Raw genomic sequence first — 20,258 nt, forward strand, 5'->3', positions numbered from 1 at the left:
GTGTCAGCCGAACTGTTCGATCAGCGCCTGTTGCTGCGCCTGGCTGAGCAATGGCGTATGCCCGGCCTTGAGCTGATCGAGCTGGCGATCAGGGCGGCTGGTGGCGGGAATGACCGTGGTCACTGCCGGGTGGCTGATGGCGAACTTCAGAAACAGCTGTGCCCAGCTGCCGATGCCCACTTCTGACGCCCAGCCAGGCAACGGTTGGTCCTTGACCCGGGCAAACAGCCGGCCGTCATCGAACGCCCGGTTGATCAGCACCGCGACGCCCTTGTCTTGGCACAATGGCAGCAGCTCACGCGCGGCCTGTGGGGCGTTGACCGAGTAGTTGATTTGAATGAAGTCGAGCGGTTCGCTACGTACGATCCTGGCCACTTCATCCTGGCCGCTGTTCAGGTAATGGGTGATGCCGACGTAGCGGGTCTTGCCCTGCTGCTTGAGTTCGCGGGCGTAGGGCAGTTGGGTCTGCCAATCGCGCAGGTTGTGGATCTGCAGCAGGTCGACCTTGTCGGTGCGCAAGCTGCGCAGGCTGCTTTGCCACTGCGCTTGTGCGTCGGCCTGGCTGTCGGCGGCGATCTTGGTGGCTAAAAAACACTGCTTGTGCCAGCCGCCCTCTTCCAGCAACTGGCCCAGAATGCTGTCGGCCCCCCCGTAGTTGGGCGAGGTGTCGATGACCCTGCCGCCACCTTCGAAGAAGGCCTTGAGCACCGCGCCGAGCTGCTGGTACTGAGGCGAGCCGGCCTCGACCTCGAAACTGCCAGAGGTACCGGCACCGATGACCGGCAAGGCCTCGCCGGTGGAAGGGATAGTGCGCGTCAGCAGGCCACTCGCCGCCCCTGCGTGCAGCCAAGGGCTTGCGGCCAGCAACCCCAAGGCTGCACCGGCGCGTAGGACATCACGACGTGCATACATGGAAAAGCCCCCGTCATGAACCGGAAACTTTCAAGGCTAGCCGCTCTACCCCGCCTCGGCGAGTGATTCTGTATCTGGATGTTAGCGATCAGGCCTGCAACAGCAGGCGCAGGTCCAGGCCGGTTTCACCCATCGGCGGGCACCAGTAATAACCACCGGTCAGTGGCCGGCTGAAACGGTAGAGGCCGTCGATGATGCCGTCTTCCAGGCCGCTCATGCGCCGCAGTTGCACTTCGAAGGCATCGAAGCTGTGGCCCAGCGCCACGAAGGCAAGGCCAGCACCACGGGCGTCAGCCCAGGCGACCGAGCGACGGACCATGAACGCCTCAGGTTCGAAGCTTTCCTGGGCGGTGCGTTTGACGTGCGCGGACGCCGGGGCGTCGTCAAGCTCTTCGTTGTCGCTGAGGCGGCGGCCGATGATGTTGTCCTGGTCCGCCTGGGGCAGCGACTTGAAGTACTCCAAGTCATGCTTCCACAGTTGGAACGCGGCAAAGCTGGAACCGTTGAGGCCAGGGGGCGCGTCGTCAACGATGGCGGCTTGCACGGCGTCTTCGTCCACCGGGTTCTCGGTGCCGTCTTCATAGCCGGTCAGGTCGTGGCCACCCCGGTGCAAAAAGCCATCGACGCTGTCTGCCAGGCGCAACGCCGGTGCCAGCGCGTGTTCCAGGGCCTGGGCCCGCAGCAGCAGGTCGCCACGCTCGTTACCCCGCAGCCACAGCCACAAGGCGTGCTGGGTGCTGGGGTTCTCCACGGCGGCGTCCAGCAGCGGGAAGGCACGCAAACCCGGCACGTCACGGCCCAGGGCCTTGGCCAAGGGCGCGCCGACGCCCAGGATCAACTGTTGGCCGTCGACCTGCGGCAGCAAGGCGTCGAGTGCGGCGGGCAGCGCTTCGGGCGAGTGCAGCGTGAAGAACAGGTGGCGGGCATGGGCCGGCACCGGCGTGGCAAGCAGACCTTGCTGAAACGGCATGACAGGCTAATCCTCGGTAAAAGCGCGCATGCTACTGCGCCGGGACGCCCATCGCAACGCGGCATGCAGACGCTGCGCACGGTGCACTCGGTAACAAAAGGTTACCAAGAGGTGGCGCTTTGCAATTAGCTATCAATGCAGTGCCACCTACACTCCTCGGAATCCTTTGTGCGACTCCCTGATCCGAGAGCCCCTTCATGACTGCCTCGCCCCTGCTCACCGCATTTCTGCCCCTGGCCCTGGGCATCATCATGCTCGGCCTCGGGCTGTCGCTGACCCTGGCCGATTTCGCCCGTGTGGTGAAATACCCCAAGCCTGTGGTGATTGGCCTGGTCTGCCAGATCCTGTTGCTGCCGCTGGTGTGCTTCCTGATCGCCAACGGCTTTGGCCTGGAGTCCGCCCTGGCGGTGGGGCTGATGCTGCTGGCGGCCTCGCCGGGGGGGACCACGGCCAATCTGTTCAGCCACCTGGCCCACGGCGATGTGGCATTGAACATCACCTTGACGGCGGTCAACTCGTTGATTGCGATCCTCACCATGCCGCTGCTGGTGAACCTGTCGCTAGGCTGGTTCATGGCCTCGGACCAGGCCATCCCGCTGCAGTTTGCCAAGGTGTTGCAGGTGTTCGCGATTGTCCTCCTGCCGGTGGCGCTGGGCATGTTGATCCGCCACTTTGCCCCGCGCTTTGCCGCACGCATGGAAAAACCGATGAAGCTGGTGGCGGCACTGTTTCTGGCCTTCACCATCATCCTCGCGCTGGCCAAGGACTGGCAGACGGTGGTCGAGTACGCCCCCGTGGTAGGCCTGGCTGCCCTGTTGTTCAACGTACTGAGCCTGGCCGTAGGCTACTGGGTGCCCCGGCTGTTGAAGATTCCCAAGCGCCAGGCCATCGCCATCGGCATGGAAATCGGCATCCACAACGGTACCCTGGCGATCGCGCTGGCCTTGAGCCCTTCGTTGCTGAACAACGCCACCATGGCGGTGCCGGCGGCGCTGTACAGCCTGATCATGTTCTTCACGGCGGCAGGGTTTGGCTGGTGGGTGAGCCGCGGGCACGTGGCAGAAACCGTTGAGGCTGAGGGCAACGCGGTCAACTGAGCGCCGTGACGGTCAGGGCCGCTCGCGTCGGTCGCGCAACTGGCGCTTGAGCACTGCAAGGGGCGGAGCGTAGAAAAAGCCGAACGACACGCTGCCTTGCCGGCCTTTGACCGCATGGTGAAGCCGATGGGCACGATGCAGGCGCTTGAGGTAGCGGCTGACTGGCCGCGGTTTTTTGGGCCAGTGACGATGAAAGAAGCCGTCGTGAGCCAGCACATACAACAGGCCGTACCCCGCCACGCCCCCACCCACCCACTGCAAGGGGGCGTACCCGGCTTTACCCAGCGCCACCAGGCCGGCGGCGATCAGCCCCAGCGCAAGCAGGTAAACGTCATTGGTCTCGAGCATGCCCAGGTGTGGCTCATGGTGCGAGCGGTGCAGCCACCAGCCCCAGCCATGCATGATGTACTTGTGCGCCAGTGTGCCGACACCCTCCATGGCCACCAGTGTGCCGAGCAGCACGGCGAGATTGAACAGCATGTAACGGGTCCGGGTGATCGCAAGGGAAGGCGCAAGGTTACCGACTACCCGCCTATTTTTCCATGCAGGCGTGACGGGCTGTAGGCACTTTCCTGATGAAGCCCTTGTCATGTTTTTACCCTTGACCTCGCCTATCTCGGGGCGTAAGGTCCGCGACGCAATTTCGCATCCCCAAACAGGAGTCCTGCATTGGACAGTAGCCCCAGTCGCTTGCGACAGGCCCACTTGGCGAGCTAGTCCGGCAGTGCCCTGCCACTGTCTCGCCGTCATGGCTTGATGGTGGATTTCTTCAGCCCCCGTGGCTGCAGCTTCCTCTTTTCTTCCCTTCTGTGGTCCTGCGCATTTTCTGGTTATTCAACCACGCCAACACCAGATGGCGTTCATGCGGGCGTGTGCCCGTGGAAGAGGTTTGCTATGGATTGGAAAGTCTTTCTGCTGCGTGTCAGCATCGCCCTGCTGCTGGGTGCCCTGATCGGCGCCGAGCGTCAACTGCGTCAACGCCTCACTGGCTTGCGTACCAATGCGCTGGTCAGTACCGGCGCTTGCCTTTTCGTACTGATGACCCAGGCTGTGCCGGGCATGGCCCCCAACGACGCCTCGCGCGTGGCCGCTTATGTGGTGTCGGGGATCGGCTTTCTCGGGGGCGGCGTGATCATGCGCGACGGTTTCAACGTGCGCGGCCTGAACACTGCCGCCACGCTGTGGTGCACGGCCGCCGTTGGCGTATTGTGCAGCCTTGGGCTGCTGCTGGAAGCGACACTGGGCAGCTTGGCCGTGTTGTGCGCCAACATCCTGCTGCGCGACATCGCCCAGCGCCTGGACCGCCAGGACATCGTCCCGGCCACTGAAGTGGAGCAACGCTTCGAAGTGCGTGTTGTGTGCCGTGCCGAGGATGAAATCCAGGTTCGCAGCCTGATGCTGCACAGCCTGGGCGACCCGGAGCTGCGCCTGCAATCGCTGCACAGCGAGGACCTGCCCAACCCGGCGCGCCTCGAAGTACGCGCCGAACTGCTGGGCAACCCGCAGGCACCGGCGCAGCTGGAACGGCTGGTCAGCCGGGTGAGCCTGGAAAAAGGTGTAAGCTCGGTGCGCTGGCAGTTGCAGCCACAAGAGGTGGCGGCAGACTGACGCCCACCCATCCCACGGTTTGCAGGACCCGACTGTGCATATACGCCCTACCCTCACCCGCGACATCCCCTGGCTGGCCGAGGTCGAGCGTTCAGCCGCCCAGGCCTTCGCCCAACTGCCGGCGCTGGCGTGGCTGGCACAAGGCGATGTGCTGGACAGCACAGCGCATCAAGGATTCGTCGATGCAGGCGCAAGCTGGCTGGCGGAGGGTGACGCCGGGCAGATCCTAGGCTTTGTGTGCGCACGGCGGGAGCAACAGGCATTGCACATTCATGAAGTTTCCGTGCGCCGGGAGGCTCAAGGGCAAGGGATCGGGCGCCTGCTGCTGAATCAACTGGTCGATGCGGCGCAAGCCGCCGGCGTTCGAGAACTGACCTTGACCACCTTTGTCGACGTGCCCTGGAATGCACCTTTCTATGCACGCTATGGGTTCGAGGCTATTGATGAAGGCCTGTTGTGCACGCGGCTGCGGGACATTCTGGCCAACGAGCATGCCCATGGGCTTGTCGGGCGTTGTGCAATGCGCATGAGCATCGATTGAACAGCGCCTGCCGTGCTCACCCTTGATGGGCGATCATGGGTCTACACCTGCCGAGGCATTGTTAGCCACGCAGTAACCGTCCCGCCCCTGCCCCTTGGCCTGGTACAACGCGCTATCTGCCGCCGCCATCAGGCGCTCGGGCGTTATGGCTTGCCGAGCCGGGTCGCCGATGGCAATGCCGGCACTGAATGACACCCGCCCCAATGGGCTGCCGCCGTGCTCGATCACATGGCGGCGCAACACCTGCTGTATTTCCTGCACGATAAGCTCGGCGCCCGGCCCATCGGTGTCGGGCATCAATAGCGTGAACTCCTCGCCACCGAAGCGCACCGCCAGGTCTGCCGGGCGCTTCAACGCCTGTTGCAGCAGCTCGGCGAAACGCCGCAGGCACTCGTCGCCGGCAAGGTGCCCGTAACGGTCGTTGTAAGCCTTGAAGTAGTCGAGGTCGAGCATCACCAGCGCTACTGGGTAACCTTGCCGTCGAGCCCGCCGCACCTCGGGCTCGAACACTGCATCCAGCCGCCGGCGGTTGCCAAGCCCAGTCAGGCTGTCGGTCATGGCCAGGGATTTCAGCGTCTGGTGCGCCTGGTGCAAGGCGCGCTCTATCACAATGCGTTCGCGCAGTTGGCGCAACACTACCCCGCCGAACGCTGCCAACCCCACTAACAACAGCAACAGCACAGCCACTGATTTGATCGCGTCGTGCCGCCAGGGCGCCACTATGGATTCCCGCGACAGGCCAGCCTCTACCACCAACGGGTAACTCGACAGCGCCCGGTAGGCATATAGGCGAGGCGTGCCATCGACTACCGCGACTGCCTCGACCAGCCCTTCATCGGCATAGGGCAAGTGGTTGCGAAAGACTTCGCTGTTGGCCAATGTGCGCCCAACGACCCTCGAAACGAACGGGCGACGGACCAGAATCGTGCCGTCACGTTTGGCCAGCACCAGCGCGCCACGCTCGTCGATCTTGAAATCGCCGTAATAGCGCACGAACCAGTCCACTTTGATCGTGCCCAACAGCACCCCGGCAAAATGCCCGTCGGGGTACTCCAGGCGCCGCGAGATGGGGATGATCAAGTCGCCAGTCGAGCGGCTTCGCACCACCGAACCGATGCGTACCTGCCGGTCGCGATGATTGCGGTGGTAAACGAAATAGTCGCGGTCAGCATTGTTGAGGTTGGGCGGTAGGGTCGCCTGGTCGGTAACCAGCCAGCGGCCATCCGCGCCATACACGAACAGCCCGTGCAACTGCGGCATGAGCGCTTTTTGCCGCGCAAGCAATGCCTGCAGGCGCGGGCGGTTCATATGCTCGAAACCATCGCCCTCCAGGCGCTCGGCCAAGGACGCGCTGACGACATCCACTTGGCGAATGGCGTCCTCGGCGTGTTGCGCCGTCGCCCGAGCCAGGTTGGTCACCATGTTTTCGGCATTGCTGAACGCGTGACGGTAATCACGCCAGATTCGCCAGCCTTCTACCATCACGAAGGCCAGCATCACCACCACCATGAACGCCAGGACCTGGCGGAACAACGCCACAGCGCGGCCCTCGCCCGCTACCGCGAGGTGCCCATCGTCATCCTGTTTCCTGGCTGCGCACATCCTATTCCCTTGTTGTCTCGCGTTCGCCGCTTATGACTATAGTTCAGCGCTGCTTACGCGAAGCCAGCTCGATCCACACCGGTGCATGGTCGCTGGCCTTGGGTTCGTTGCGTACCCAGGCGTCCACGCCTGCAGCCTTTAGGTAAGGCGCAAGTTCAGGGTTGAGCATCACATGGTCGATGCGCAGCCCGGCGTTACGCTGCCAGTGATTGCGAAAATAGTCCCAGAAGGTATAAACCCGCTCGTCAGGGTGCAGGTGGCGCAGCGCATCTGTCCAGCCCTGGTTGAGCAAACGCTGGTAGCAATCGCGGGTCTCAGGTTGCAGCAACGCGTCCTTGAGCCAGGAGCGCGGGTTATAGATGTCGAAATCGGTGGGGACGACGTTGAAATCGCCGGCTAACACTGCCGGGTGCCCGCTCTTTTGCAAACTGGCCGCATGGTCGATCAGGCAGTGGAACCAGCGCAGTTTGTAGTCGAACTTAGGCCCGGGTTGCGGGTTGCCGTTGGGCAGGTAGAGGCAGCCGATGATCAGCCCCTGCACCGCTGCCTCCAGGTAGCGGCTCTGGGCGTCATCCTCCATGCCGGGTAGGCCGCGGCGCACTTCGAGTGGCTCACTGCCACGCGCGAGAATAGCAACGCCGTTCCACGAAGGCTGCCCTTGGTACAAACACCCGTAACCCACCGTTTCTAGCGCTTCACGCGGGAACTGCTGGTCGGGCGCTTTCAGCTCTTGCAGGCAGGCGATGTCAGGCTTCTCTCGCTCTAGCCAGGCGATCAATGCCGGCAATCGGCTGCGAATACCGTTGATATTGAAGGTGGCGATCTTCAGCGCTTTCATGCGTCAGGGTCGTCGATATGCGCCTGTACTGCATCTTCGAGCGCGTTGATGTGTGCCTGGTCGGCCATGGCCTTGAGCTGCAACCAGTCATCCCAGTCGATGGCGCCGTCATCACGCAGGGCTTCGGCCGTGCGCACCAGTTCATGATGATAGGCATCCGGTGACTCGCGCTGGTAACTGACATCGTCATACTGGGCGTACCAAGCCTGCAACTCAGGAATGCTGCGTTCAATGCTCATGTGCGTGGCTCCTCGCTACCCGCTTTGAATGTGTGAGCCTTGCCCTGCGCCAGCGTTCAACCTCACTGAGAAAAGGAGCCGGCCGGCAAACTCTTTAAACCTTTGCCGCCTGCGAGCGCTCAACTGTAAGCGACACTGAAGTCGCGCCAACGGTTAAGGAGTGAAGCATGAGCAATTTATTGATCAAGCGCATCGGGTTGTCGATAGCATTGGGCCTGGCCTCTGTGCATGCGATGGCAGCGAGTTCCGATGATTTCGTTGACGCGGCCACCGAAGCGGGTATTGCGGAGGTGGTGACAGGCAACCTGGCCAAAGAGAAAAGCCAGAGCGCCGACATCAAATCATTCGCACAGCAGATGGTGACTGACCATACCCAGGCCAACCAGAAGCTTGGCGACATTGCCCGTAAACTCGATATTTCTGTCCCGGATGAAGCAGCGCTGACCGACAAGGTCAAGAAGATGATCTTGGAATGGCGTGATGAATCCTTCGACAAGTCTTATATCAACAACCAGGTCGATGCCCATGAGAAGGCCGTCGAACTGTTCAAGAAAGAAGCGGCATCGTCCGATAAGGCTGAACTGAAGGCATTCGCCAGCGCTACGCTGCCTAAACTCGAACAGCACCTGGAGCATGCCAAGGCACTTCAGGCCAAGCACGGTAAGTGAGGCCAGATATGAGTAATGATGCATTGCGCTCGGAAGTGTTGACCCGTCTGCTGCATGCCCACCCCGAGGGGTTGGGCAAGGAGGTGCTGGACAACTACCGCGGTGAAAAAGCGGTGGCCGGCATGTTGAAGACACTCCAGGACCACGGATTGATTCACGATGGCGCCGTTGCCATAGACGGTGATCACCGCATTAGCCTGCAGTATCCGATAAAGCTGTCCGCTTCGGGGGTAGAAGCCGCGAAGCAATTGGCGCGCTAGCCAACGTGAATGCGGGGCCGCTCAGCGGCCCCTTCTCTCATTTATCTTTCTCGACGTCACGCGGAGCGATAGCCGGGCCTTGCGGGTCAACCTGCGGGTCTTCCAAGTCTGGTGAGTCCGGGTCGAACCCCAGGTCTTCCTGTTTGTCACCGTGATCGGAAGAATGAGGCCCCTCTTGCTGTGTGTGCTGCTTTCCAGGCGTTGGCATGGCACTTTCTCCTGTGAATGTATACGGAAGAAAGCATCAGCCCGAGGAAGTTTGATTTATCAGTAGCTCATTTTGCTTGAGTGGCTTCGCTCAATTGCGAGCGAACCGCCTTCAGCGCCTCATCGCGCTCTAGCAGCTCATCCTGCAGACGCTGCACTTGGCGCACCTGTTCGGCATACAGTTCGCGCTTGTCTTCCAGGTTTTGCGTTTGCACATCCAACTGCCGCCGCATTTCCTCGGTCGCCCCTTGGGCTTGAGCCAAAATCGTTCGCAGGCCCTGAATCTGCGCGTCCCGCTGTTCAAGCAGTTCGTCACGTGCCTTGCGTTCGTTGGTGGCCTGGCGATGCTCGCCGAGCAAGCGCTCGTTATCACGGTGCAGGCGGGTCAGTTCGTCCTGCTTGACCATCATGCCCTGCTGCAGTTGCCGTACTTCAACTTGCAACTGTTGCAGTTGCGCCTCGTGGCGGCGCTGGTCCTGCTCGCGCTGTTCGCGGCTGGCGCTGCGGTAGTGCTCCAGGGCATCTCGGGCGTGGCGATGCTTGTCTTCGAGTGACCGCACCTGCTCTTCCTTGTCGTTCAGGCGCAACTGCAACTCGCCCAATGACTGATTGAGGCTGGCACTGCGCAGTTGCTCAGCCTGCAAGGTGCTTTGCGTGGACAGCAGTTTCTCCGATTCGGCAGCCAGTGCCGCGTCCTGGATCTTTTGCTGTTGATGCGCCGCAGCCAGCGCTTCTTGGGCCAGCTGCAATTGTGCTTCGAGCTGTTCGCGTTGCTGGGTGAAAACGCTTTCGGCCTCTTCGATGCGTATATCCGCCTCTTCCTGTAGCTGTGTTGCCAACTGCCCGACAAAACGCCCAAGCGTGTCGCTCAACCCAGGGGCGCCCGCCGTGGCCACGGTTTGCTGGCCATTGAGCTCCTTCAGGTAGCGATGAATCGTGCTTTTCGAGCCGGTGTTGCCCAGCTCAATACGTACCGCATCGATGCTGGGGTTCTCCCCGCGGGCGATCAGCGCCTGACGCGCTTGCTGCACTACCACCTTGTTGATACCGCCCCGGGCCATGCGTGCTCCTACGATTTTGTACTGGAATACGTAATATGTAATTACGTACTAATTTTGACCGTTCATCACCTCTAATTCAAGTGATATCTAACATGGAATAATCACGGCTTATCGCATGTGAAGGGCTGAATAAGCGGTTTTTGACTGGGAAACGCGTACACGAAGCGCAGAAAGCAAAACGCCCCGCCTGGCAAAAGCCAGCGGGGCGTTGCGTTTGCAGCGTGCAGCGGTGTCAGGCCAGGCGTTCGACCTGCGCCGGCGTACGCCGCATCAGCACCTTGCCGTTGCGCACCGACACCAGCGCATGCCCCTGGCTGCGCACCATCTCGTAATCATCCGGCGCCGACAGCAGCAGCAGGTTCGCCGGCCGCCCCACCTCGATGCCATAACGCTCCCCCAGGTTGAGCGTGCGGGCGCTGTTGTCGGTGATCAGGTCCAGGCAGCGTTGCAAGTCTTCGTAGCCGAGCATGTGGCAGATGTGCAGCCCGGCTTCAAGAATGCGCAAGATGTTGCCATTGCCCAACGGGTACCACGGGTCGACGATCGAGTCCTGGCCAAAGCACACGTTCATGCCCGCCCGGTCGATCTCCGCCACGCGGGTCACGCCGCGGCGCTTGGGGTAGCTGTCGAAGCGCCCTTGCAGGTGAATGCTCTCGGTCGGGCACGAGACGAAGTTGATGCCCGACAACTTGAGCAAACGGAACAGCTTGTAGCAGTAGGCGTTGTCGTAGGAGCCCATGGCCACGGTATGGCTGGCCGTGACCCGGGCGCCCATGTCGCGCACCCGCGCTTCTTCGGCCAGCACTTCGAGAAAGCGCGACTGCGGGTCGTCGGTTTCGTCGCAGTGCACGTCCACCAGGCAGCCGGTTCGCTCGGCCAGGTCCATCAGGAACTTGACCGACGACACGCCCTGGTCGCGGGTGTTTTCGAAATGCGGAATACCGCCGACCACGTCGGCGCCGATGGCCACGGCTTCGGTCATCAGCGCCCGCCCGTTGGCATACGACTCGATGCCCTCCTGCGGGAAGGCGACGATCTGCAGGTCGACCAAATGGCGCACCTCCTCACGCACTTCGACCATGGCCTTAAGGGCAGTGAGCTTGGGGTCGGTGACGTCGACATGGGTGCGCACATGCTGGATACCGTGGTCCACCAGCATGTTGATGGTCTTCTTGGCGCGGCCCTTGATGTCTTCGTGGGTGGTGATTTCCTTGCGCTCGGCCCAGCGTTCGATGCCTTCGAACAACGTGCCGCTCATGTTCCACTTCGGCTCGCCGGCCGTCAGGGTGGCATCCAGGTGAATGTGCGGCTCGACAAAGGGAGCAACCACCAGGTTCTGTTTGGCATCCAGGTCATCAGCGCCGCCTGGCGCCACCGGGTCGCCCTGTGGCGTGATGCTGGCGATGCGGTCACCGTTCAGTTCGATGCGAAACAGGCCAGCCTTGCCTCGCAGTTTTGCGTTGATGATGTTCATGGCGTTACTCCTTGCCTTGGGCTTCGGTCATGCGCCACACCAGCATGGCGACCGAAGCATTCATACGGAAAAGCGGGTCGTCCAGCGACTGCCCACTCAGGTGTTCGATGCGTTGAATGCGCTGATTGATGGTATTGCGGTGCAGCCCCAGGCGTTGCGCGGCTTTCAGGCCGTTGCCGTTTTCCTTGAGCAGGGCATCAAGGGTATGCACCAGTGTATTCGGGTGCTTGCGGCCGGGCGCGATCAGCGGCCCTAGTGTCTGGGCGACGAAGTCGTCGATCAACGACCGATCGACGATCCCTTGCAGCAGGCGCAGCACGCCCAGCTCGCTGAAATCGCAATAGCCATTGGCGGGACGCAGGTTTTGCGCCACTTCCAGGGCCTGGCGGGCCTCGTTGAGCGCGCGGCGGTAGTGCGCGCAATCTTCCGCGAGGCTCGACAGCCCCATATAGAGGCCCAACTCCCCTGCCACGCCCGCCAATTGCCGGTGCAGCGCGGCCAGCGTAGCAGGCAAGCCCGGTGCATCGGGCAGCAACAGTACGAACAGGTCACCCGGCAAGTGGGCCGTCACGCTGCCCGGCCGGCTGCGGCACCAGGCCTCCAGCTGGTCTTCAAGGGCTTGGCGAATGCCTTGCCACAAGCGCTCGCCTTGGGCCAGCCCATGGCGCTCGAATACGCCATCGACGCCCGACAAACGCAGCGCCAGCAGGCGTCGCGGCTCGTCCAGCGCCAGGGCCAGGTGCGTTGCCCGTTGCCGGGCGATGGCCAGGCTTGGGTAGTCGCCGGTCAACAGCTGCCCGAGGATGTCGTTGCGCGAGCGGCGCACCTGGGTCATCTGCACCAGGGCCGTGCCGATCAGGTGGGTGACCACGACCATTTTCAGCGCATAGGGCTGCTCAATCAACGGCAAGCCCAGTTGCTCGGCGCGGGCAACCACCGCTGGCGGGATTGCCTGGATGAAAGTGCCGCCAGTGAGGATCACCAAGCCGGCAATACCCTCGGCCTCGCCGTCTTCCACCAGGCTCAGCAGGTTGGCCTCGCCACGCGGGTGGTTGATGCCGGTGACGAACACCAGTTCGCCGCCCATCACCCACTCGGCGATGCCCTCGTTCTCTGCGACGTAAGGCCAGCGCACCCGACGCTGCAGGTTGCGTGCGCCTGCGCGCACGGTCATCTCCTGCAAGCCAGGCAGGTGCAGAATGTCTTCCAGTGCCAGGCTCACGGCTCGACACCGGCCTCGCCCACCACCCGGCGCCGGCCGCTCAGTTCAAGCAAGAGGATGTAGCACAGCGCCGAGGCAGCAATACCTACCAACGGCGCAACCCAGGGCGAGGCATACGCCAGTACCGCGCCGACGGCATAGGCACAAAGCCCCCTCAGGTTGTAACGCGGCAGGGTGGCTGTGGCCAATGCGGGATACTGGCCACGGTGGCGATACCAGAAATCGGCCATGATCACCCCACCTACTGGCGGGATGACCGACCCCAACAGCACAAAAAACGGAATCAGCAATTCGTACATGCCGCCGATCGCCAGCACAATGCCCACCCCTGCCGCCACCAGCGTCGCGGTCCGCCGCCGCTCACTGCGCAGCAGGTGGCAGGCAGCTGCCGACACGTTGTAGATGGTCGGGCCCTGGATGGTCCAAAGGTTCAGGCAGAGCATCACCACCGCCGCGAACGACAGGCCCTGCAGCATCATCACCTCGACGATGTCGGCCTGCTGATACACCATCGCGCACCAGGCACCGGCAACCACCATCAGGCCGTTGCCCAGCAGAAACGCAACGATGCTGGCAACCACCGCCACCCGCCCGCTGCGTGCCAGGCGTGTCCAGTTGGTGGCCTGGGTGGCGCCACTGGCGAAGGTGCCGAAAACCATGGTCACGGCCGCCGAAAAAGTCATGGTCTCGTGTGGCACCACCGCGGCAAGGCCAGCAAAGCCACCGGCATCGTGGGTGGCGATGTACATCGACACCAGCAACAGCACGAACATCAAGGGCACTGATACCCGCGACAACAGGTCCAGCCCTTTGAAGCCGATAATGGCCGTAATACTGAAGCCCAGGCCGAACAGCACCATCAGCGGCACAGTGAAGCCGCTCGCCAGGCCCAACAATTTGACCAGCACGATCGCCACGGTCGCGGTGCCCCAGGCGTACCAGCCCAGTTCAGCGAACCCCAGCAAGAAGTCGGAGAGTCGGCTGCCCGCTTCACCGAAGCAGAAGCGGCCCATCAACACGGTGTTCAGCCCACTGCGTGACGCGATGAACGCGAGGGTTGCGGCGTATAACGCCAACAGCGTGTTGCCGACCGTGGCAACCCACAGCATGTCGACGAAGTTGAAGGCCATGCCCAATTTGCCACCGGCGAACATCGTGCCAGTGAAGAACGTGAAACTGAACAGCACCATGGCTATCGGTAGCAGGCCCTTGCGGGACGACTGCGGGGCTTCGCAAAGCGGGAATTCGGTTGGTGAGCTCATTGCACGGGGCTCCGGGTGGTAGACGGGAGCAGGAAGAGCAATATGCGGGCCGGTTTTACAAGGGATGGAAACCGAAGCGCAACGGGCGAACAGCACAGACAATACTGTGCACTCTGCACATTTAAGCATCGAATGAGTCGAGATGATGTGTGCCAGCTGCCTTGATTTGAGGCATTTACGCACCAAAGGTGAACAGCGTTGAGTAGTTTTCACCCATGCTTCAGCCAGGGCTTTGCCCGTAAGGCCCCGCGTCACGGGCAAGCACACGCCTTACATGCATTATTCAAATATCATCGCTATTTTTTATTCGTAAAAATAATAATAAAAATAGATCAAAACAGTATTTCTTCCCGCCCCTACCCCCTTGCTACAGTCCCTTCAGACCCGACCCCTCGCATGGTGGAGGCCCCGATTCATCCCCCTGCGAGCCCTGCCCTTGAAACGGCGGACATGGCAGAACGGATGATCGGCAAACGATCATTTCCTCCGTGAGGTACTGCCATGAGCCAACCTGCTGCGCGCCACAGTGTCGCCCGCCTGCCCAACCTCGACCATCGCCTGCAAATCACCGCTGCGCCCACGTTAAGCGACCCGCTCGCCGAGCGCCTGCACCGCAAGCAGCGCCTTGCAGCGTCCTATCGGCTGTTCGCCGAACTGGGCTTTGAAGTAGGCCTGGCCGGCCATTTTACGGCACGCGACCCGATCGAGACCGACCACTACTGGATCAACCCTCTAGGGGTGCCGTTCTCGCACATCCGCACCCGTGACCTGCTGCGGGTAAACGGCGAAGGCCAGGTGGTCGAAGGTGACGGCCTGCTTAATACCAGCGCCCTTGAGCTGCATTACGCGTTGCAACGCGCCCGGCCTGACGTGGTGGGTATTGCGCACCTGCATGGCTTCCATGGGCGGGTCTGGTCAGCGCTGGGGCGCTTGTTCCAGCCAATCACTGCAGAGTCGTCTGCCTTCGCCGGTGAGCAGGTGCTGTTCGACCGCCACGCCCTGCGCACGCCGGAAGGCGGCCTGCTGCAAAACCGCGACCAAGTGGCACAAGCCTTCGTCGAAACCTTCGCCGACAACAACCTGCTGGTCTGGCAGAACCACGGCCTGTGGACCACGGGCCAGACTGTGGAAAGCGCCGCCTGGCGCTTCATCCTCGCCGACGACAGCGCCCGCGCCCACCTGCTGGCTTACGCTGCCGGCCAACCGCGTATCCCGGACCTTGACGAAGCCCAAGTCGACCCTGCCCAGCGCGAGCTGTTCGGTTGGCTAAACTTCCTGCCGCTGTGGGACCGCATCGTCCAGCAACAACCCGACCTGTTGGACTGAGGCGCACCCCATGGCAATCAGCATCAGCCGCCGCACCTTGCTACGCCACAGCGCCATTGCCGGGCTGGCCGTAGGCTTGGCCCCCGCCCTGGTACGCGCCAATGAAGCCTTGCGGGTTTGGCGCTACAAGGGCCAGGCCGCGAGTTTTCTCGCCGACGCGGGGCAAGCGCAAACACCCTACCCGCTGCACTGGGTAGACGTGCCCGGGGGCGCCATGGTGCTGGAGGCCTTTGCCAGCAACAGCCTCGACTACGCCTTCATGAGCCCGGTGCTACCCCTGTTCGCCAGCGTGGCCGGTAACCCGCTGGTGTTGATCGCCAGCTACCAAGGCGAGCAGAACCGCAGCAGTGTGATCGTCAAACGCAGCAGCGGCATCGCCTCCATCGCTGACCTCAAGGGCAAGCGCGTGAGCTTCGTCCGCGCCACCGACACCCACTACCTGATGCTCAACCTGCTGCGCGACAACGGCCTGACCCTTGCCGATATCCAGGCCAGGCCCATGCCTGCCCGGGATGCGCTGGTGGCATTTCAAAACGGCCACCTGGACGCCATCGTCGCCGGCGGTATCGGTGCCCTGCAAGCGCAGACGGCCATGGATGGCATGGCGCTGGCCGACGCCAGCCCCTATCACTGCGGCAACTACCTGATTGCAACCACCGCCCAGGCGTTGCAGCAGCCGGGCAAACAGGCCGCCATTCGCGACTTTTTGCAGCGCGAAAAAGCCACTTGGGACTGGGTCGAGCACAACCCCCATGAATGGGCTGCACGTAACCATGCCCTTACCGGGATTTCCAGCGACCTCTATTTGCAACAGTTCGCGCAACGTCAGCAGCCCTGTCGGCTATTGCCCGTCAGCGAGGCAGACATCGTTGCCCAGCAACACATCGCCGACCTGTTCCACGACAGTGGGTTGATTCGCCAGGCACTGGATGTGCGGGGCTTCTGGGACGACCGCTTCACCCCCTTGCTCAGCGGCTAGAGACCCGCGCGGCACCCCGCACCGGCGCGCGCCGGACGATTCACAGGCACCTAGCCACGGGAGCAACGGACCTCCTGCGGGCCAGGCTGCGCCTGCACTGCGTGAAACACCTTATGAGAGCCCGTTCGATCGCACATCCAGGGCCTGATCTGCCAATCGAACCCAAGGAACAGTCATGAAGTCTGTGTTTACCTCTTTAACGCTGGCACCCGCCGTATTCGCTGGCTACCTGCTCACCCCCCTGGCCATGGCAGCGGAGGATGATGCCGCCCTCGACACGGTGATCGTCACCGGCTCGCGGGGCAGCGAAGTGCGTACCGTCACCAGCAGCCCGGCACCGATCGACGTCATCGACAGCAAGCAACTGGAGCAAACCGGCGAGTCCAGCCTGCGCGGTGCCCTGCAGAAAACGCTGCCATCGTTTTCCCAGCGCCCTTCCGGTTCGTCCAATGACAGCATCGCCCGCCCCTATAGCTTGCGCGGGCTTAATGGCTCCAACGTACTGGTGCTGGTCAACGGCAAGCGCCGCCACAACAGCGCAGTGATCAACCTCGACTCCACCGCCGCCTACGGGACCAACCCGGTGGACCTGGACATGATCCCCATCAGTGCCATCGACCACGTCGAAGTACTGCGCGACGGCGCCTCGGCGCAGTACGGCTCCGACGCCATCGCCGGGGTGATCAACATCATCCTCAAGCAGCGCGACAACGGCGGATCGGCCAGCACCCAGTACGGCCAATACTATGAGGACGGCGACGGCGGTAACCTGCGCCAAACCCTCAACCAGGGCCTGGCCCTGGGCGACAACGGCGGCTTCTTAAACTATGCGTTGGACGCCAAGTCGGTCCAGACCGCCACCCGCTCACGCGCCGCCACCGGCAACCTGTATTTCGCCGGCGACCCCCGCAACGACACCGCCGACCGCGAAGTGCAAAAAAACGGCCTGCCCAAGATCAAGGCCATCAACCTGTCGTATAACGCCGAACTGCCGGTGAGCGACGCGCTGACCCTGTATTCCTTCTCGACCTTCAGCAAGCGTGATGCCCGCGGCGGGCAAAACTACCGCCGGCCCAATTCCACCAACATCATCCCCGAGATCTACCCGGACGGCACCGCCCCCTTCTACACCCTGGAAGAAACCGACTACCAGGCAGCCGCCGGTGGCAAGGGTGAGTTCGCCGAATGGCACTGGGACCTGAGCTCCACCTTCGGCCGCGACAAAGGCCAAGCCGGTGCCGACGAGACCCTCAACGCCTCGCTCGGCCCGACCAGCCCGACCCGCTTCGACACCTATACCAATACCTTCGACCAGTGGACCAACAACCTCGACCTGACCCGCGCCTTCGAGGTTGGCTTGGCCAAGCCCTTGCAGGTTTCCTGGGGCCTGGAACACCGCCACGAACGTTACAAGACCGAGTCCGACGACCCGCTCTCGTACATCAACGGCGGCTACTTCTACCCCAGCGGCCCCTTGGCAGGCCAACCGGCAGCGGTGGGCGCCCAAGGCGCCATTACCCTGACCCCGGAAGATGAAGGCCAACTCAGCCGCAACAGCTACGCCAGCTACCTCGACCTGGGCCTGACCCCGACGGAAAAACTCTGGCTCGGCGTGGCCGCGCGCTTCGAAAAATACGATGACAGCAGCGGCAATACCCGCAGCGGCAAGTTTTCCGCACGGTACGACTTCACCCCAACCTTTGCCCTGCGCGGCACCCTCAGCAACGGCTTTCGCGCCCCGTCGCTGTCGCAGTCGGTCTACGCCCAGACCGCCAACCAGTACACCACCGTCGACGGTGTGGCGCAGTTCGTCGAAGCCAAGACCGTGCGGGTTGATTCGCCGTTGGCCAAAGCCCTGGGCGCCGAAGACCTCAGCCCGGAAAAGTCACGCAACATCAGCCTCGGCCTGACCTGGCAACCCTTGCCGCAGGCCAGCGTGACCCTGGATGCCTACCAGATCGAAATCCGCGACCGCATTGCATTGACGGGCTTTCTTTATGGCAACGGCGTCGATCAGCAACTGGTCGCCAACGGCTACAAGCCAGGCTACCGCGTCAAGTACTTCACCAACGCAGCTGACACCACCACCCGTGGCGTCGACCTGGTGGCCGACTACCGCGTCGACTATGGGCGCTTTGGCCGGGTCAAGTACGGCCTGGGGGTCAACTACAACAAGACCATCATCGACGACATCAAGCAGACACCGGCATCGCTGCGCGCCGCAGGCAACAACCTCGAACTGTTCGACCGCGTCGCCCAGGGTTACCTGACCGTGGCCAACCCCAAGACCAAGCTGATGCTCAGCGCCAACTGGCAGATCGAGCGCTTCACCATCAACGCCGGCCTGACCCGCTACGACAAAGTCATCGCCCGCGACGCCAACCCCGATTATGACGTGACCTACGGCGCCAAGTGGCTGACTGACCTGGAAGTCGCCTACGCCCTGACCGACCACTTCGATGTCGCCGTGGGTGCCAACAACCTGTTCGACGTGCGTGCCGACAACAACGGCTACCCCGCCGGCGATACCAATGGCTTCCCCAAGTTCGGTGCCATTTCGCCGTTCGACCCTTACGGCGGCTTCTGGTACACGCGCATCGCCTACAACTTCTGACCCTACCTACACAGCGCCCGCCGTGTGTGGCGGGCGCCAGGAGAAACACCATGAGCCACGGCCCGTTCATACTCGGCGCGTTCATCCCCGGCACCCTCAGCGGCAGCGCCTGGCGCCTACCGGAGGCACCGCTCGATACCTTCAAGAGCCTGGAGCATTACCAATACATTGCCCGCAAGCTGGAAGCCGGGCGGTTTCACGCGCTTTTTTTCAACGACACCCTCGACGTCAAACTCGACCTGGCCCTGCAGCGTGGCCCCAACAGCGTGCGTTGGGACCCTTTGATCCTTGCCCCGGCGCTGGCCGCCAGCACCCGCCATATCGGCCTGATCGCCACGGCCAGCAGTACTTATAACGAGCCCTACAACATCGCCCGCAAATACGCTGCACTGGACCACCTGAGCGGAGGCCGAGCCGGCTGGAACCTGGTGACGTCGCTGGGCGGCGGCGAAAACTTCAACCGCCAGGAGCACGTCGAACACGATGACCGCTACGCCCGTGCCGAAGAGTTCTACGACGTGGTCAGCGGCCTGTGGGACAGCTGGGCCGACGATGCGTTTGTCCAGGACAAGGCCACTGGTACCTGGCTGGACATCGACAAACTGCATGTGCTCGAGCATCAGGGCGAGCACTTCCAGGTGCGCGGGCCGCTCAACGTGGCGCGATCGCCGCAAGGTCACCCGGTGGTCGCCCAAGCCGGCGCTTCTGTGGCTGGCAAGCGGCTGGCAGCGCGGGTTGGCGAATTGATCTTCACCGCCCAGCACACCATTGCCCAAGGCCAGGCGTTCTACCAGGAGACCAAGCAGGCCGCCGCCGGTTTTGGGCGCCGTGCCGATGCACTGAAAGTGTTGCCGGGCGTCTCGCCGGTAGTGGGCAAGACACAGGCTGAAGCCCAGGCCAAGTACGACCGCCAGCAAGAACTGCTGGAGCCCAAAGCCTTTCTCAGTTCCATCTCGCGTTTCGCCAGCCTCGGCTACGACCTCTCGGAGTTGCCCTTCGACGAAGCAGTGCCCCTGCCCCCAGAGACTTTCACCACCAACACCCACCAGAGCCGGCAAAAGCTGGTGTTCGACCTGATCCGCCGCGAGCGGCCGACCGTGCGTCAACTGTTCAACCAACTCACCTCCGGCGGCCATCGCATCCTGATCGGCACCCCGCAGAGCATCGCCGACGACCTGCAGGCCTGGTACGAAGCCGGCGCCGCCGATGGCTTCAACATCATGTTCAGCGGCCTGCACTCAGCCATCGATGACTTCGTAGATGGCGTGATCCCAGAGCTGCAACGCCGCGGCCTGTTCCAGCGCGAATACGCCGGCACCACCCTGCGGCAAAACCTAGGCCTGCCTTACCGCGCCAACCGCTTCTTTTAAGGAGAGCC

The 20,258-nt window shown here is 62.5% G+C and carries 20 protein-coding genes; 9 read left to right on the top strand and 11 right to left on the bottom strand.

What is annotated here, in order from left to right:
- Window positions 1-3: 3 nt before the first annotated feature.
- Both HU764_RS12570 and HU764_RS12575 read right to left on the bottom strand, forming a co-directional pair.
- Window positions 4-912: an aldo/keto reductase gene (locus HU764_RS12570; RefSeq protein ID WP_186681579.1), complete on the bottom strand. Its 909-nt coding sequence runs from the start codon at window positions 910-912 to the stop codon at window positions 4-6.
- An 88-nt stretch (window positions 913-1,000) separates the two neighbouring features.
- Window positions 1,001-1,882: a Dyp-type peroxidase gene (locus HU764_RS12575; protein ID WP_186681581.1), complete on the bottom strand. Its 882-nt coding sequence runs from the start codon at window positions 1,880-1,882 to the stop codon at window positions 1,001-1,003.
- Between the two features lie 197 nt (window positions 1,883-2,079).
- On the opposite strand from HU764_RS12575, the gene HU764_RS12580 reads away from it, so the two are divergent.
- On the top strand, window positions 2,080-2,979 hold the full coding sequence (locus tag HU764_RS12580) for a bile acid:sodium symporter family protein (RefSeq protein ID WP_027593198.1): 900 nt from the start codon (window positions 2,080-2,082) through the stop codon (window positions 2,977-2,979).
- 12 nt (window positions 2,980-2,991) lie between these two features.
- Here the strand turns inward: HU764_RS12580 and HU764_RS12585 are convergent, their stop codons facing one another.
- Entirely contained in the window at window positions 2,992-3,459 is a 468-nt protein-coding gene (locus HU764_RS12585) for a sterol desaturase family protein (RefSeq protein WP_186681583.1), read from the bottom strand.
- A 414-nt stretch (window positions 3,460-3,873) separates the two neighbouring features.
- On the opposite strand from HU764_RS12585, the gene HU764_RS12590 reads away from it, so the two are divergent.
- Window positions 3,874-4,587 (top strand): MgtC/SapB family protein, encoded by a 714-nt coding sequence (locus HU764_RS12590; protein ID WP_099429372.1) that lies wholly within the window; start codon window positions 3,874-3,876, stop codon window positions 4,585-4,587.
- 34 nt (window positions 4,588-4,621) lie between these two features.
- Window positions 4,622-5,128 (top strand): GNAT family N-acetyltransferase, encoded by a 507-nt coding sequence (locus HU764_RS12595; RefSeq protein ID WP_186681585.1) that lies wholly within the window; start codon window positions 4,622-4,624, stop codon window positions 5,126-5,128.
- A 33-nt stretch (window positions 5,129-5,161) separates the two neighbouring features.
- Here the strand turns inward: HU764_RS12595 and HU764_RS12600 are convergent, their stop codons facing one another.
- Genes HU764_RS12600 through HU764_RS12610 form a run of 3 tightly spaced genes read right to left on the bottom strand, consistent with a single transcriptional unit; the run spans window position 5,162 to window position 7,807 of the window.
- The gene (locus HU764_RS12600) at window positions 5,162-6,730 is read right to left on the bottom strand and encodes a sensor domain-containing diguanylate cyclase (RefSeq protein WP_186702884.1); all 1,569 of its coding nucleotides are present in this window, start codon (window positions 6,728-6,730) and stop codon (window positions 5,162-5,164) included.
- A gap of 43 nt (window positions 6,731-6,773) precedes the next feature.
- A complete protein-coding gene (gene xth, locus HU764_RS12605) occupies window positions 6,774-7,568 on the bottom strand; it encodes an exodeoxyribonuclease III (RefSeq protein WP_186702885.1) in 795 nt (264 codons plus the stop codon).
- Entirely contained in the window at window positions 7,565-7,807 is a 243-nt protein-coding gene (locus HU764_RS12610) for a hypothetical protein (protein WP_186702886.1), read from the bottom strand. The genes xth and HU764_RS12610 overlap by 4 nt, the downstream gene beginning before the upstream one ends.
- Window positions 7,808-7,974: 167 nt before the next feature.
- Here HU764_RS12610 and HU764_RS12615 point away from each other — a divergent pair, with 167 nt between their 5' ends.
- Both HU764_RS12615 and HU764_RS12620 read left to right on the top strand, forming a co-directional pair.
- The gene (locus HU764_RS12615; RefSeq protein WP_099454097.1) at window positions 7,975-8,475 is read left to right on the top strand and encodes a DUF4142 domain-containing protein; all 501 of its coding nucleotides are present in this window, start codon (window positions 7,975-7,977) and stop codon (window positions 8,473-8,475) included.
- A gap of 8 nt (window positions 8,476-8,483) precedes the next feature.
- Window positions 8,484-8,735 (top strand): hypothetical protein, encoded by a 252-nt coding sequence (locus tag HU764_RS12620; RefSeq protein ID WP_099454096.1) that lies wholly within the window; start codon window positions 8,484-8,486, stop codon window positions 8,733-8,735.
- Between the two features lie 37 nt (window positions 8,736-8,772).
- Here the strand turns inward: HU764_RS12620 and HU764_RS12625 are convergent, their stop codons facing one another.
- The 5 genes from HU764_RS12625 to codB all read right to left on the bottom strand — a co-directional run bounded on the left by HU764_RS12625 (window position 8,773) and on the right by codB (window position 13,961).
- On the bottom strand, window positions 8,773-8,943 hold the full coding sequence (locus tag HU764_RS12625) for a DUF6021 family protein (RefSeq protein WP_172961362.1): 171 nt from the start codon (window positions 8,941-8,943) through the stop codon (window positions 8,773-8,775).
- Window positions 8,944-9,010: 67 nt separating this feature from the next.
- Complete coding sequence (locus HU764_RS12630) at window positions 9,011-10,003, bottom strand: DNA-binding protein (protein ID WP_186702887.1); 993 nt, start codon at window positions 10,001-10,003, stop codon at window positions 9,011-9,013.
- 232 nt (window positions 10,004-10,235) lie between these two features.
- Window positions 10,236-11,477, bottom strand: a complete 1,242-nt coding sequence (codA, locus tag HU764_RS12635; protein ID WP_186681594.1) for a cytosine deaminase — start codon at window positions 11,475-11,477, stop codon at window positions 10,236-10,238.
- A gap of 4 nt (window positions 11,478-11,481) precedes the next feature.
- Window positions 11,482-12,699, bottom strand: coding sequence for a PucR family transcriptional regulator ligand-binding domain-containing protein (locus HU764_RS12640; RefSeq protein WP_186702888.1), 1,218 nt, complete (start codon window positions 12,697-12,699; stop codon window positions 11,482-11,484).
- Window positions 12,696-13,961, bottom strand: a complete 1,266-nt coding sequence (gene codB / locus HU764_RS12645) for a cytosine permease (RefSeq protein WP_186702889.1) — start codon at window positions 13,959-13,961, stop codon at window positions 12,696-12,698. The genes HU764_RS12640 and codB overlap by 4 nt, the downstream gene beginning before the upstream one ends.
- Window positions 13,962-14,462: 501 nt before the next feature.
- Between codB and HU764_RS12650 the strand changes: the two genes are divergently transcribed.
- The 4 genes from HU764_RS12650 to HU764_RS12665 all read left to right on the top strand — a co-directional run bounded on the left by HU764_RS12650 (window position 14,463) and on the right by HU764_RS12665 (window position 20,250).
- Window positions 14,463-15,287 (top strand): class II aldolase/adducin family protein, encoded by an 825-nt coding sequence (locus HU764_RS12650; RefSeq protein ID WP_186702890.1) that lies wholly within the window; start codon window positions 14,463-14,465, stop codon window positions 15,285-15,287.
- Window positions 15,288-15,297: 10 nt separating this feature from the next.
- Window positions 15,298-16,266: an ABC transporter substrate-binding protein gene (locus HU764_RS12655; protein ID WP_186681603.1), complete on the top strand. Its 969-nt coding sequence runs from the start codon at window positions 15,298-15,300 to the stop codon at window positions 16,264-16,266.
- 175 nt (window positions 16,267-16,441) lie between these two features.
- The gene (locus tag HU764_RS12660) at window positions 16,442-18,880 is read left to right on the top strand and encodes a TonB-dependent receptor plug domain-containing protein (protein ID WP_186681606.1); all 2,439 of its coding nucleotides are present in this window, start codon (window positions 16,442-16,444) and stop codon (window positions 18,878-18,880) included.
- Between the two features lie 50 nt (window positions 18,881-18,930).
- On the top strand, window positions 18,931-20,250 hold the full coding sequence (locus HU764_RS12665) for an LLM class flavin-dependent oxidoreductase (RefSeq protein ID WP_186702891.1): 1,320 nt from the start codon (window positions 18,931-18,933) through the stop codon (window positions 20,248-20,250).
- Window positions 20,251-20,258 lie beyond the last annotated feature (8 nt).

The organism is Pseudomonas kermanshahensis (assembly GCF_014269205.2).
GTDB classification, from domain to species: domain Bacteria; phylum Pseudomonadota; class Gammaproteobacteria; order Pseudomonadales; family Pseudomonadaceae; genus Aquipseudomonas; species Aquipseudomonas kermanshahensis.